The organism is Telluribacter roseus (assembly GCF_017355915.2).
Lineage (GTDB): Bacteria > Bacteroidota > Bacteroidia > Cytophagales > Spirosomataceae > Telluribacter.
Genome location: NZ_JAFEUV020000003.1, coordinates 641501 through 655705, shown reverse-complemented (window position 1 = coordinate 655705; position 14205 = coordinate 641501). Strand labels below are relative to the sequence as shown.

Sequence of the window (14205 nt, the reverse complement as noted above, 5' to 3'; positions counted from 1 at the left end):
TTTTGCAGATTTTACTTGCTGCGCTCGATGGTGTACTGTACCAGATGCTCGAGCGACGTACGATAGGGCGATTCACTAAATTCGTGAAGTAGCAGACGGGCTTCCTCTACGTAGCGTTGCATAACCTGCTGCGCATAGCTGATCCCTCCAGAGTCCCTCACGAAGGCAATCACTTCGGCCACTTTCTTAGGCTTGTGGCTCTGGTTCCGGATGATATTGATGATCCGGCGCTTTTCTACCCAGCTCGCCTGATTGAGGGCGTATATCAGCGGCAGGGTCATTTTCTTTTCTTTGATATCAATACCCAGTGGCTTACCTACCTCCGCATCGCCGTAATCAAACAGGTCATCTTTAATCTGGAAGGCAATCCCTACTTTCTCGCCAAACTGGTGCATCCGCTGTACAATGGTCTCGTCAGCGTCCACTGAGCAGGCTCCGGTCGCACAGCACGACGCGATCAGCGAGGCAGTTTTCTGGCGGATGATCTCGTAGTACACATCCTCGGTAATATCCAGCCTTCGGGCCTTTTCGATCTGTAGCAGCTCTCCTTCACTAATCTCACGTACCGCAGTGGATACGATCCTGAGCAGGCCGTGATCTTTATTATCCACCGAGAGCAGCAGGCCCCGGGCCAGCAGGTAGTCACCTACCAGCACCGCAATTTTATTTTTCCAGAGGGCATTGACCGAGAAGAACCCACGCCGGTAGTTGGAGTCGTCCACCACGTCGTCGTGTACCAGCGTAGCCGTATGCAGCAGCTCGATCAGGGCAGCCCCTCTGTGCGTCGATTCATTGATAGTCCCACATACTCCCGCCGACAGGAATACAAACATGGGCCGGAGCTGCTTTCCCTTCCGGCGCACAATGTAATTCATGATCTGGTCGAGAAGCATCACCTCGCTTTTCATGAATTGACGAAACTTCTGTTCGAAAACTTTCATCTCGTCGGCAATGGGAGCTTGTATCTCGCGTATAGAAAGGGTCATACTAAACAAAATTGACCGCCGCAGGTCGTAGCTGGTAGTGGGTATCAGTAGCGGCAGGTACGGCACATTAGCCCCGAAATAGCGCTGAGTGCAATGAACGTCCAAATTTCTTACAAAATCTTCTGTTTATACCTATTTATGATTGAAAATGTTTAGCCAGCCAGCCCGAACAAATAAACATAAGCAAAGCTGAGTAGTTGTTTTTTTGCCAAGCACCTGTTTTATTACCCGAACATTTGCCTCATCGGGGCGGTACGCATATACAGGAATTACCATTCAGACTTATCTTCCCGACCAGGGAAATTACTACTCTATGAAAGCACTCATACTCGGAGGAGGATCTATAAAAGGCGCCTATCAGGTAGGCGCCGTACAGGCGGTACTGGAAAGCGGCTTTGAGCCCGACATGGTTTACGGTATATCAGTCGGTGCGTTAAACTCTACTTTCCTGGTCAATGAAGCCGGACGTCAGGCCATTGAAGAAAAAGGTATCAAATGGCCTTCGGTAGGACGAAAGCTGCTGGAGTTCTGGATCAAGAATATCGCTCAGCCGCAGGACATCGCTCTGCTGCGGTCGCGCATGGCGCTGGGTGTATATACCCTGATGAGCCGATACGATGGCGTACTCGATCCTACTCCTCTGCACAATACCATTCGTCAGAATGTCGAAGGCTTTATCCTGCGCAACAGCCCCATCAAGCTGAAGGTAGGTGCCGTTAATATTACCAGCGGGGAGCTGATCTATGCTTCGCCCCAGGACGAGTTCTTCCTGGAATACGTGCTGGCCAGTGCTTCGCTACCCATGCTGATGCCAGCCATACCCATCGGTAGCGTCAAAGATATATTTATGGATGGTGGTCTGCGCGAAGTAGCTCCCGTACGACAGGCTATCGAGGACGGAGCCACGGAGGTAGTTATTATAGCGTGCCACTCCAAGAAGATCTACCACCAGGAAGGCTTTAGTCATCGCAACCTGGTCAGCCTGTTTGAGCGGGTACGGGATATTACCGTCAACCAGATTGTGAATAACGACATCAACTGGGCTGAGAACTATGCAGAGCGGTCCATCCTGCGTGGTAATAACATGAAGCTTACGGTGATCCGGCCCAGCGAGCCCCTGATCCTGAACCTGCAGCACTTTACCGAAAAAGATATTTCGCGACTTATCGTAGAAGGCTATAAGGAAGGACTCCATGCCATGAAGCGTGCCGAAGAAGTGAATAATAAGGCTGTATAGTAGTTGCGCTTTAAGGAGGATAGATAATAAGAAAAGGCCCGCTACAAAGCGGGCCTTTTCTTGTATTTGTATCTGCTAAGATGCGCTTAGTTGAAGATGTAGCGGACACCAATCTGGGCCTGCCATACATCACTGATACCTGCACTCTTCACGAAAGTATCCTGCAGCAGTACAGTCTGTCCGGCCTTCTGCTGAGTAGCCATACGGAATACAGGTACTCCGTCCGGATCAACCCGTACGAATGACAGCGGACGGTTGTTAACCTGGTTATCACCTACACCCCAGTTGCTGTTGATAACGTTACCTGCACGCATGATATCACCACGTAGCTGGATGGTGTTACGCTTACCACCGATCATCAAGTGGAACTCCTGAACAATGCTCAGGTCAGCCGTGAATCTCCAGGGAGCTACACCACCGTTACGCTCAGAGTGCTGACCACGGATGCTGCTCAGGTAAGGATCCTGCTTGATGAATGATTCGAAAGCGGCGGCCTGCTGCTCAGGAGAGAAAGTCTGTCCACTGGCAGTAAGGCTGGCAAAACGAATGTCGCTGGCGTTGTTAGGTACGAAGATCAGGTCGTTGTTAGAAATACCGTCACCGTTCATATCACCGGCGTATACGAAGTTATAACGTCCCTGGTTACGAGCTTCCCAGAACAGACCGATCTGAGTTGATGCACCAAGCTTGCCACCGTAGTTGATACGGTACGATAGCGAAGCGATCGCACGGTGACGCTGATCGTTGTTTGAGTACGAAAGCGGAGCAAAGTTACCACCGTTTACGGTTGGGTTACCTTCAAATGAACCAGAAGCCACTGATCCGGCGCTGGTAACATCTCTGGTGTTACCGTAAGTATAGGCAGCCATACCATAAAAACCTCTTGTATACGGCTTCTCGATCTTGGCAGTGATCAGAGTACCTCCACCCAGGTTGGTGTTGGTCAGGTAGATGTTACGGGTAACGTTAGAGTTCAGACGGTTGGCCGCAGCAGTACCGGCATAGCGGGTACGGTTGTCAGGACCAGCGAATGTACCTGTTACTTCTCTCTGGTTGACGTTCCAGTAGATAGTTTGGTTAACGTTTTTGTCGTAGATAAACTCGAGTGATCCGATCAGACCCAGTGGCAAACGCTGATCCACCGCCAGGTTGGTACGCCATACCTGTGGGAACTTGTAGTTGCGGTCAGTATTAGCCAGGTCAAATGTAGCACGCGAAAGATCCGTAGTAGTAGGTGCATAGCCCGAAGGATCTACCACAAAAGGATAAGCGCTGGTATTCTGTACATCCAGGAATCCGCTCAACACCCCGTTGTTACCAACCTGGTTAGAGATCCATACGAATGGAGGACGACCGGTGAATACACCCGTTCCACCACGTACCTGCGTTGTTTTTTCGCCGGTAACATCCCAGTTAAATCCGAAACGAGGTGACCACAGCGGACGAGCGTCGGGCAGGTTAGCTGTGTTAGTCCTTAGCATAGTTCCATCCGGAGCGCGGAAGTTCATCTCTGACACCAGTGGGTTTTCGAGAGCAGTATTACCGAAGATAGGTACATCCACACGCAGACCAGCCGTCAGTTTCAGATTAGGCGTAGCCTGGTACTCGTCCTGGATATAAGCACCAGGGTAAAGTACTTTGATCTGCTGTAGGGGTGGCTGACCACCTCCCTGAAGTGAGTAGCGATACTGAAAACGGTTTAGGGTAACAGGGTCGGTACCATTCATTGCACTGTAGAAATCCTGCAGTGAGTTGAATACGTACACTCCGTTAGCCGCTGAGTAGAACGAGTTGTTAGAAGTAAACCGCTCAACACTGATACCGGCAGTAATGGTATGCTTACCAGCAAAGTACGAGAGGTTGTCAATAAACTGGAACGTCTTATAGTTCAGGAGGTTGTATGGAGTAAATGGATCCATACCTACTGAGATATACGTACTATTACCTTGCAGGATGTCTATAGTTGGGAACAAGCCAGGTGACAGGTACTCGCGGTCTTCGTTGTTGCTGGTCAAGCCTACGATCAGGCTGTTTGACATTTTGCTGCCGAAGGTCGAGTTCAATTCACCAATTACCGACACGATGTCTTCGTTCAGGATGTAGCCTGAGTTCTTGTATGACATAGCGTTGGCGTTGGTACGACGGTTACCGGCACCGGCCGAAGCACTGTTTGAAATCAGGTTCTCAGCACCACCATCCAGCATCGAGAAACGTACGTTGAACTTGTGGTTACGGTTGATGTTCCAGTCTACACGAGCCAGGAACTTGTTACCCTTCGTATTGAGACTAAGGTTTTCGTAGCCACCTGTTTCGTAGCCAAACTTATCTCTCATCAGAGCGCTAACGGCATCGAGGTCGCTGGCAAGTACACGGGTTACGTTATCACCGGCTTGTCCGCGGTTAGCTACCCAGTTATTCTGATCGGCCGGATCAACCCGCTTTTCAAATTCACCGTTCAGGAAGATAAACAGTTTGTTCTTGATGATAGGAGCTCCTACCCGGAAACCTGTGATCTGCTTGTTAAAGCTAGGTACGGTTACTTTCTGATCACCAGCCTGGGTACCTACTAACCTGTTGTTAGACCACAGGTGGAATACTGAACCTGTTACTTCGTTAGTACCTGAGCGGGTTACGGCGTTCACACCAGCACCGGTAAAACCAGACTGACGTACGTCGAAAGGAGCCACGTTAACCTGAATCTCTTCGATAGCATCCAGAGAGATAGGAGCTACGCTGGTACGGGCACCGGGCTGGTCACCCAATCCGAAACCGTTGTTGAATACAGCACCGTCAACCGTAATGTTGTTAAGACGGCTGTCCTGACCACCAAACGAACGTCCGTTACCCTGAGGAGTCAGACGAGTAAAGTCACTGATCGTACGGCCTACTGTAGGCAGGCTGTTCAGTACTTCTTTGGTCACTGTAGTAGCAGCACCGGTACGATCCGAGCTGAATACATCACTTCTTGAACCAGCTACGGTTACTTCACCGAGCTGAGTACCTTCGTCAGTCAGTCTGAAATCTACGTTAGCCGCAGTACCCAAGTTAGCTGAGATATTCTCACGGGTTATGTCCGTGTACCCCACATACGTTACTGTAACACGATAAGGACCACCTACACGCACAGCCGGAAACACATAGCGCCCTGCTTCATTGGTAATAGTACCATACTGGGTACCTGAAGGCTGGTGTATGGCCACTACCGTAGCACCCGGCAGGGCTTCACCCTTCGCATCAGTTACCTGGCCAGTAATGGATGATGACGTTACCTGCGCGAAGGATTGTACGCTCAAAAGCGACAACACGAACGCCAAAAACGTGGCACCCATTGCCTTGAAAAGTAAACTTTTCCTGTTCATTGGATTTTGGGATTTGGTTTTAGATTGTTGGAGGCTGAACACAACATTATGGTTGAATTTTCGCCCGCAAAATAAGCGTAATTTTACTTACTAAACAACGGCACACTTCCTACTAAAATACTATCTCAACAATCGTAACCCGTTGATCTATTGGAATAGTCCAGAATAGTACCCCTTTAATTCAATATTTATTATATTAAGTTTTTGTTAAGAAATTCATTTCACCTGTTTGAACCCGAAAGCGTAAAAAAGGTTTGTGATATAATCTAATTTTTCAACGATAAAGTGGTATTTTGCCCGCTCTTTGTACTACCTGAAATCCTCCGGTTTTAGTCTCTGACCGGATTTCCCATTTTTTTATGAATACAGAAATTTCTGCCTTTGCACTTACCCAATACAGCCATGGAGCCGGGTGCGGCTGTAAGATCGCCCCCTCCGTGCTGGAGAAAATACTGCATAGCACAACGCCTTCCCCCCTGTTTCAGAACCTGCTGGTTGGGAACGACAGCCGTGATGACGCGGCCGTACTGGACATGGGCAACGGCGAGGCTGTGATCAGCACTACCGACTTCTTTATGCCTATCGTAGACGATGCCTTTGACTTCGGACGCATCGCCTCGGCCAATGCCATCAGTGATGTATATGCCATGGGTGGTACGCCCCTTATGGCCATTGCTATCCTGGGCTGGCCCGTTGATAAGATACCCGCCGAGGTAGCGCAACAGGTACTTGAGGGAAGCCGGGCCATCTGCGCCGAAGCGGGTATACCCCTGGCCGGAGGCCACAGTATCGATAGCCCCGAACCCATATTCGGACTGGCCGTAACCGGCAAGGTCAGGATAGAACATCTGAAGCAGAACAATACTGCCACCGAAGGCTGCCTGCTGTTCCTGACCAAGCGGCTCGGAGTAGGTATCCTGACCACGGCCCAGAAGAAGGGGCTTCTGAAACCGGAGCATGCACACATAGCTCCCGACCAGATGCGACAGCTCAACAAGGTAGGGGCTGCCCTGGGTACACTACCCGGCGTAAAGGCGCTTACCGACGTGACCGGCTTTGGACTACTGGGTCACCTGATCGAAATGGCCGGTGGCAGCGGACTCAGCGCCGAGATCGACTTCGACAAAGTACCTAAGCTACCTTATATAGAGGAGTACCTGGCCCTGAAGTCATTCCCGGGCGGTACCACGCGCAACTGGAACAGCTACGGACATAAAGTAGATGAGCTGAGCGATATCCAACGCTACATCCTGGCCGATCCCCAGACCAGCGGCGGCCTGCTGATAGCCGTAGAGCCACAGGAGCGTGAGCAGGTAGAAAAGGTACTAGCCGAAAACGGCATAGAAGCCGAACCCATCGGCCAACTGGTAGCCCCCCGTGAAAAGGTGGTATATGTTAACTAAAGGAGATAAGGGAGAAAGGAGAAAGAGATCCGGATTCTTATTCTCTTCACTCAATCACTCAATCACTCAATCACTCATTCACTCATTCATGATATCACTCAATTGACGCATGACTCTTAATTATAAAAAAGTAGGGGAAGGAGGTCAGCCCCTTATCATCCTGCACGGCCTCTTCGGGTCGCTGGACAACTGGCTTACCCTCAGCAAAGCCATTGCCAACCAGGGCTATACTGTGTATCTGGTAGATCAGCGCAACCACGGACGCTCGCCCCACGATGATGCGTTTTCGTACGAGCACATGGCAGCCGACCTGAAAGAGTTTCTGGAAGAGCACCAGCTATCTAACCCGGTGCTGGTAGGGCACTCGATGGGCGGCAAAACGGTGATGCAGTATGCGGTTACCTATCCGGGCACGTTTGATAAACTGGTCGTGGTGGACATGGCTCCCAAAGCCTACCCGGTACATCATGGCGACATCCTGAGAGGACTTAATGCCGTACCGCTGCATGAACTGGAAAATCGGAATCAGGCGGATGAGACGTTTGCGCAATACGAGCCGAACCTGGGGGTAAGGCAATTCCTGCTCAAAAACCTCTACCGCAAGGAGGATGATACCTTCGACTGGCGGTTTAACCTACAAGTACTGACTCGTGACATCGAAAAGGTAGGTGTACCCATAGCCGCTACGGAGGCCGTCACAGCCCCTACCCTATTCATGCGCGGAGCCAAATCTGACTACGTACTGGATACGGACCAGAACATGATCAAAAAGATATTCCCTAATGCCGAGCTCGATACCATTGCGGGAGCAGGTCACTGGATCCATGCCGAGCAGCCAAAGGCTTTTGTGGAGTCATTGATAAGCTTCCTGAAAAAATAGTACAAAAGCCCAGCCTGGAAAGCCCTATTTAATGGTAGGATCTTCCAGGCTGGGCCTTCCTGGCCGGGCCTTACTCCTTATACACGTACGTATCTTGTTTTATACGACCCGCTACTGAACTGGCATTCAAAGACAAACTCCTGTCCGTCCTTACTAAGCTCTATATCCCAAACTTCACAAACTGCACAATTGACCAACTGGCAGGTAGGGTTTTCGGGCAAGGCAGTGGCAGGTCTTATTTGGAGTAGAGTCCCGTTGATACGCAAGGCTGATGGCCCGCAGCAGATGGGCAGCCCCGCTACGTCAAGTACTACTCCATCTTCCCTGAACTGCAGCTTATAGGCATTCTCAACCGGTAGTTCTACCCATTCCTTCTTATCATTAACAGTCTGCTCATAAGCAGCCACTCGCCAGGTACCTACCAGAGGCTTCACTACTTCCGGAGAAACATCACCTTTGGCACATCCCACCATTAGCAGGACCATTAACACATACTTTATATACATCATTTGTAAACCCGTTTATACACTTAAGAGACAACCACCTCCACATTGGTTGGAAGCGGTTGGGCCAAAAATTATGTTAGTACCGATACCAGCAGGTACTCGTACAATAGCCAAAGTTGTATGTCTGCCTTCGGCGCAGAAGCTTTACCTTTGTGTCCACTCAATATCATACTAACGAAGTACCTGACTTGCCATCCATGACTAACCACCAGCCACCCGCCACTACCCTCTACCTCATACCCACCGTACTGGCCGAAGATACCGCCCAGCAGGTACTCCCTCCGCAGGTACTGGAAGTAATAGGGCAGGTGGACCATTTCTTTGTGGAGAATGTACGTACGGCCCGCCGCTTTATAAGTAGCCTCAGGCTGGGCAAAGTCATTGATGAACTGACCTTCTTTGAGCTAACCAAAGATACCCCTGAGTTTGAAACGTACGAGCAGCTCCGCCAGCTTCCGGCTGGCAGTACGGCCGGTATCATATCCGAAGCCGGCTGCCCCGGTGTGGCCGACCCCGGCGCGGTAGCCGTAGGGTTGGCTCATCAGTTGGGATATACGGTGGTTCCACTAGTAGGCCCTTCCTCCATCCTGCTGGCCCTGATGGCCTCGGGTATGAGCGGGCAGTCCTTCGCCTTTCATGGGTACCTGCCCATTGACAAAGTACAGCGCCGCAAGACCATCCAGCAGCTGGAGCAGAATGCCAGCCAGCGCCACCAGACGCAGCTCTTCATGGAAACACCCTTCCGCAATAATCAACTGCTGGAAGCGGTACTGGAGGCTTGCCACCCCGACACCCGCCTCTGCATTGCCTGCAATCTTACAGCTCCCGATCAGTTGATCCGGACTCTTGCCATCAAATCCTGGAAGCAGCAAAAACCTGATCTGCACAAAAAACCAACTATTTTTTTACTGGGATAGTGTATAAAAGCGAAGGAGAACCGCTTTCGACAGTTCCCCTTCGGATGTGTAACTTATGGATGGATTTTACTAAACAGGTACTTCTGACTGGCTTATTTCGGCACTCAGGTTTTCGTAGGCTGTCTCTACCTTACGCTTGATTTGCTTCACCGACCGATCGTAATCGTGCTGGAGATCATCCAGCAGGTCTTCGCCCTTTTCCTTGATTTTTCTTCTGGTTCTTTCTCCTTTCTCCGGTGCAAACAACATTCCGACGGCGATTCCCGCCACAGCGGCCAGTGCTATACCTAGTACTACATTTTCTGTTTTCATATGAGTGAACAATTATGGTTTAAGAAGTTATTCCGGTACAAATATCCGGTCAACAAGCCGGGTATCTAATGACTAAAGTTGGTCCAGCCACTGATCCTTATCAGTTTGCCTTACAGCAGGCGCGCCGGCAGCACCTGCCTACAATCACTTAACCCACTGATTTTCATCAGGTATTAGCAGCACGAAGACTAGTACCTTTATCCCGGTATTTGCTCAGTCCTGATGCGGCCTCTACCGGGGCTTCTTTTATGGATATAGAAGTTTCTCTGTGTACCACCACGCTTTCCGATTCGGATCTTTAACCTGACCACTAGCTATGAAACCAGCGTTTATTATACTGCTACTGGGCGTACTGACTGCTTCGACAGCCGTGGCTCAACGTATAGTGGGTGGCTTTTTGAGCGGAGGATATGCCGCTCTGCCCAACGTACATGCCCTATCAGAAGAAGTACTTAAGTACCCGGGTACTCCTTCTGCCCGCTACGGTACAGCGGGTTGTGAGCTGTTTTACCGCACCCAAAGAGCTGTTTTCTCACTGAATGTGGCGGGGCTGGGGAAGCATTGGGTAGCCCCCGACGGGAGCGAAAGTAGCATCACCGGCTCAACCCGCCACCTCAAGGTAGGGTGGATCGTAAAGCAAACCAAGCGCTACGCTCTGTACCCTTCCCTGGGTCCTGGCCTGACCACCATCAGCTTCAACGAACGTACCGTCACTACGGATCAGCTTCGCCACTTTTACCAGTACACATCCGACGTAGGAATGAACGCCGACGTAGTCCTCCACCAGAGCCCTGCGAGCCCGGGCCGAACCGGACAATTGCTGATGCTGGGGATACGCGTCGGGTGCCTGTGGAGCTGGCAACCGCAGTTTTACGAAAGGGATATCAGTAGCAGTAGCTGGCAGTTTACGGCCCTGGGTCGTCCGGCGGGCTTCTATGCGTCCCTTACGCTCGGCGGTGGCGCTGTATTTAAATAACCGGCACCCATCTGTATCCTCTAAACAACCTCTGTCTATGGAATCTCCTATGATCCCCGAATCCAGCCTATGGATGGCCTATGGCATCACCAACCTGGTGGCACTGCTGCTGCTGGCCGGAAGCCAGTGGTTTCCCAACCTGACCCGCTTTCTGTTCTTTCTGTTATTTGCCGGAGCGGCCTACTTCAATACCCGAACCGCTCTGGAATCTCCCTGGGTGTACTACGACTACGCCGACTATACCTTCCTGTCCATCTACAAATGGTTTATTGAAGAGCCTTTCAGCCAGTTTACGGTACCTATCATAGTGAGTATAGCCGCGGGACAAGTAGCCATAGCCCTGGCCATGCTCCTAAAAGGAAGCTGGTTCCGGTGGGGCTGCGTGGGAGGGATAGCCTTCTGCCTGGGTATAGCACCGTTAGGCTTTGGCTCGGCATTTCCGTCTACGCTCCTGATGGCAGCCAGCTTTTACCTACTTTACCAAAGAAGAAGCCATCAATACCTCTGGCAGTACCTGGCTCGCTATTCGTCCCGGGCCACTACACCTGATATGCAGACAGCTGATCACTCTTAGCGGGTAAGAAGAGCACCCACTACTACACCTACTCTTATGACAATCCCATCCGACTACGTACAGCGTCACATTCTAAGGCACACGTATGCGCTTATAGCTTGGGCCATTTTGAACCTGACGGTAGGTGGCGTAGGTATGTTTTTCAGCGCAGGACTCCTCCATCATTTTCTACACATGAACGCCGCCTGGGGGAGTGTCAATCTGGTAGTAGGTCTGATCCTGTGGTATTCGACTACCCAAACCACTACCCCTGGTAGTGCCCTGTCCCGATCCCGGCAGTTCAGAAAAGTACTCCTGATCAATATTTTTCTGGATAGTACCTACCTCATGGCTGGTCTGTGGTTGCTGAAAAAAGGAACGTTAGCGGGAGAATATGCTGCCTATTTCACCGGATTTGGCTATTCAGTACTCCTGCAGGGAGCTGTTCTTCTTCTATTTGACCTGTTATCCATACACCTGCTACACCGTCACAAAAACGTCAGATCTCAGGAGCGACAGGTTGCTGAGGCTGGCTAAAGGGGTACTTGGGCACGTTGGGTTTCATCGCAAGGCCTCCTTTAAAATTATATTTTTTACGTATATTCTATAATACAGGTAGCCAAGTGATTACAAAAAAATACACAAAATTTTATTCTGCCATTCCAACCTACACGCTAAGGCACGAGTCTATTGAGTAGTTCTTTAATTATTTTAATAACCTAACTCAACAAACAACTCAACGCCATGAAGAAATGGATGTGGTTGGGCTTCACCGCCCTTACAGTAGTAAGCATGACAGCTTGTGACCCTCAGCAAGACACAGTAGATGCCGAAAAAAAGATCGTTTCAGACTTTGAAACCAGCGCGGACGACTGGACCGGAGACTTTGCTGAATACTCTACTGCACAGGATTCCATTATGGAATTTAAACTGGAACGTACTTCACTCCCTGCTGCGATCGATGCCTCCAGAAAGGCCATGAAGATCGAAGGTATGAACCGGAGCGACGACATGTTTATGTTCCTCAAAAGAAAGGTTACCGGCCTCGACCCTAACCGTACCTACAAAGTAACTTTCGAGATTGACCTGGGTACCGACTATCCCGCCAACAGCGTAGGAATCGGTGGATCACCCGGTAGCTCGGTGTACCTGAAAGCGGGAGCTTCACCTAACGAGCCCGTGAAGAAACTGGTAGACGATTTCTACACCGTCACCATCGACAAAGGCCAACAGGCTGTGGGTGGCAAAGAAGTAATTCTTTTAGGCGATGTAAGCAACGGTGTAGAAGACTTCGTCTACAAACTGGTAAAGCGTGGTAACGCTGAAACACCTGTATCGGTCAAGCCTAACGCTAACGGTGAGATCTGGCTGTGCGTAGGTACTGACTCAGGTTTCGAAGGAAAAACAACTCTGTACTACGACAAGATCACAGCGGTGATCAAGTAATAGGTACTACTTAATTAAAAGAGCCTCCCGGCCGGTGCCAGTTAGCACCAAACCGGGAGGCTCTTTCTATTTATATAGATAATATAGAATTAAAGATCAAACTTGATACCCTGAGCCAGTGGTAGGGCGTTTCCATAGTTGATGGTATTAGTCTGTCGACGCATGTAGGCACGCCAGGCGTCGGAGCCGGATTCACGTCCCCCACCGGAATCTTTTTCTCCTCCAAAGGCTCCTCCGATCTCCGCCCCCGAAGTACCTATGTTTACGTTAGCAATGCCACAGTCTGAGCCGGCGTGCGACAGGAACAGCTCCGACTCCCGCATGCTGAGGGTGAAGATAGCTGATGATAATCCCTGCGGAACGCCATTCTGCAGCTCAATGGCTTCTTCGATGGTACTATACCGGATCAGGTACAGGATGGGAGCAAAGGTTTCGTGCTGTACGATGGAGTAATGATTCTCTACCTCCGCAATACAGGGCGCCACGTAGCAGCCCGACTCGTAGCCCGGCCCTTCCAGCACCTTAGGCTCCACCACGAAGGTACCTCCCGCTTTGCGGACTTCCTCAGCGGCGGCCAGGTACGCTTCTACGGCATCTTGATCAATAAGTGGCCCTACGTGATTGGTTTCGTCCAACGGGTTCCCGATCCGGAGCTGCGAGTACGCTTTGGCAAGCCGCTGTTTTACCTCCTCATAGATGCTCTCGTGGATGATAAGGCGACGGGTAGAGGTACAGCGCTGCCCGGCCGTACCTACTGCACCGAATACTATACCCGGTATAGCTATGTTCAGATCCGCCGAGGGAGCTACGATAATGGCATTGTTCCCTCCCAGCTCCAGCAGGCTCCGTCCCAGGCGCCGCCCTACGGCCTCGCCCACGGCTTTGCCCATACGGGTACTACCCGTAGCCGATACCAGCGGTACCCGCGTATCTTCCGACAGCCATACCCCCACATCACGCCCCCCCGTTACCAGACAGGATACCCCTTCGGGTACCCCGTTCCGGACGAGTACCTCCCGGATGATATTCTGACAGGCTATTGATGATAAAGGTGCTTTTTCGGAAGCTTTCCATACACATACATCGCCACATACCCAGGCTAGCATCGAGTTCCAGGACCAAACCGCTACGGGGAAGTTAAAGGCCGATATAATGCCTACTACCCCCAGCGGGTGCCACTGCTCGTACATGCGGTGCAGGGGCCGCTCGCTATGCATAGTGAGGCCATAGAGCTGACGTGACAAACCTACCGCGAAGTCACAGATGTCGATCATCTCCTGTACTTCACCCATACCTTCCTGCAGGCTTTTGCCCATTTCGTAGCTCACCAGCGTACCCAACTCACGCTTATAAGCACGAAGCTGATCCCCAATCTGCCGTACTACTTCTCCGCGCTTCGGTGCGGGTAGTACCCGCCACTCCCTGAAGGCCACCAGGGCCTGTTCGATCACCCGGTCGTAGTCTTCGCGGCTGGCTTCCCTGACGCTGGCGATCAGCTGCCCATCTACGGGCGAGTAGGATTCAATAAGGCCTCCGCCTCCCTCCCAGCTTTGCTGCCCGGTACTTATGCCCGCGTTCTCAGACTTTATCCCTAATTTATCCAGTATCTCTTTCATGGTAGTTTGTTGAT

General features: G+C 51.0%; 13 protein-coding genes. 8 read left to right on the top strand and 5 right to left on the bottom strand.

Annotation, left to right across the window (positions count from 1 at the left end):
• Positions 1–11 precede the first annotated feature (11 nt).
• Positions 12–986, bottom strand: coding sequence for a polyprenyl synthetase family protein (locus JTN23_RS08855; protein WP_247233994.1), 975 nt, complete (start codon positions 984–986; stop codon positions 12–14).
• A gap of 313 nt (positions 987–1299) precedes the next feature.
• Here JTN23_RS08855 and JTN23_RS08850 point away from each other — a divergent pair, with 313 nt between their 5' ends.
• A complete protein-coding gene (locus JTN23_RS08850) occupies positions 1300–2223 on the top strand; it encodes a patatin-like phospholipase family protein (RefSeq protein ID WP_247233992.1) in 924 nt (307 codons plus the stop codon).
• A gap of 86 nt (positions 2224–2309) precedes the next feature.
• On the opposite strand, the gene JTN23_RS08845 is transcribed toward JTN23_RS08850, so the two are convergent.
• Complete coding sequence (locus JTN23_RS08845; RefSeq protein ID WP_247233990.1) at positions 2310–5582, bottom strand: TonB-dependent receptor; 3273 nt, start codon at positions 5580–5582, stop codon at positions 2310–2312.
• A gap of 359 nt (positions 5583–5941) precedes the next feature.
• On the opposite strand from JTN23_RS08845, the gene selD reads away from it, so the two are divergent.
• Together selD and JTN23_RS08835 are read left to right on the top strand one after the other, a co-directional pair.
• A complete protein-coding gene (gene selD / locus JTN23_RS08840) occupies positions 5942–6985 on the top strand; it encodes a selenide, water dikinase SelD (protein ID WP_247233989.1) in 1044 nt (347 codons plus the stop codon).
• A 109-nt stretch (positions 6986–7094) separates the two neighbouring features.
• Complete coding sequence (locus JTN23_RS08835) at positions 7095–7865, top strand: alpha/beta fold hydrolase (protein WP_247233987.1); 771 nt, start codon at positions 7095–7097, stop codon at positions 7863–7865.
• A gap of 77 nt (positions 7866–7942) precedes the next feature.
• Here the strand turns inward: JTN23_RS08835 and JTN23_RS08830 are convergent, their stop codons facing one another.
• Complete coding sequence (locus JTN23_RS08830) at positions 7943–8374, bottom strand: hypothetical protein (protein WP_247233985.1); 432 nt, start codon at positions 8372–8374, stop codon at positions 7943–7945.
• A gap of 194 nt (positions 8375–8568) precedes the next feature.
• On the opposite strand from JTN23_RS08830, the gene JTN23_RS08825 reads away from it, so the two are divergent.
• Positions 8569–9288 (top strand): SAM-dependent methyltransferase, encoded by a 720-nt coding sequence (locus JTN23_RS08825; protein WP_247234112.1) that lies wholly within the window; start codon positions 8569–8571, stop codon positions 9286–9288.
• 69 nt (positions 9289–9357) lie between these two features.
• On the opposite strand, the gene JTN23_RS08820 is transcribed toward JTN23_RS08825, so the two are convergent.
• On the bottom strand, positions 9358–9600 hold the full coding sequence (locus JTN23_RS08820) for a YtxH domain-containing protein (protein WP_247233983.1): 243 nt from the start codon (positions 9598–9600) through the stop codon (positions 9358–9360).
• A gap of 316 nt (positions 9601–9916) precedes the next feature.
• Here JTN23_RS08820 and JTN23_RS08815 point away from each other — a divergent pair, with 316 nt between their 5' ends.
• The 4 genes from JTN23_RS08815 to JTN23_RS08800 all read left to right on the top strand — a co-directional run bounded on the left by JTN23_RS08815 (position 9917) and on the right by JTN23_RS08800 (position 12575).
• On the top strand, positions 9917–10576 hold the full coding sequence (locus tag JTN23_RS08815) for a hypothetical protein (RefSeq protein WP_247233981.1): 660 nt from the start codon (positions 9917–9919) through the stop codon (positions 10574–10576).
• Positions 10577–10613: 37 nt separating this feature from the next.
• Complete coding sequence (locus JTN23_RS08810) at positions 10614–11150, top strand: hypothetical protein (RefSeq protein ID WP_247233979.1); 537 nt, start codon at positions 10614–10616, stop codon at positions 11148–11150.
• Positions 11151–11186: 36 nt separating this feature from the next.
• On the top strand, positions 11187–11666 hold the full coding sequence (locus JTN23_RS08805) for a DUF6992 family protein (RefSeq protein ID WP_247233977.1): 480 nt from the start codon (positions 11187–11189) through the stop codon (positions 11664–11666).
• Positions 11667–11873: 207 nt separating this feature from the next.
• On the top strand, positions 11874–12575 hold the full coding sequence (locus JTN23_RS08800) for a hypothetical protein (protein WP_247233975.1): 702 nt from the start codon (positions 11874–11876) through the stop codon (positions 12573–12575).
• Positions 12576–12664: 89 nt separating this feature from the next.
• Here JTN23_RS08800 and amaB read toward each other — a convergent pair whose 3' ends face one another.
• Positions 12665–14191, bottom strand: coding sequence for an L-piperidine-6-carboxylate dehydrogenase (amaB, locus tag JTN23_RS08795; RefSeq protein WP_247233973.1), 1527 nt, complete (start codon positions 14189–14191; stop codon positions 12665–12667).
• Between the last annotated feature and the right edge of the window lie 14 nt (positions 14192–14205).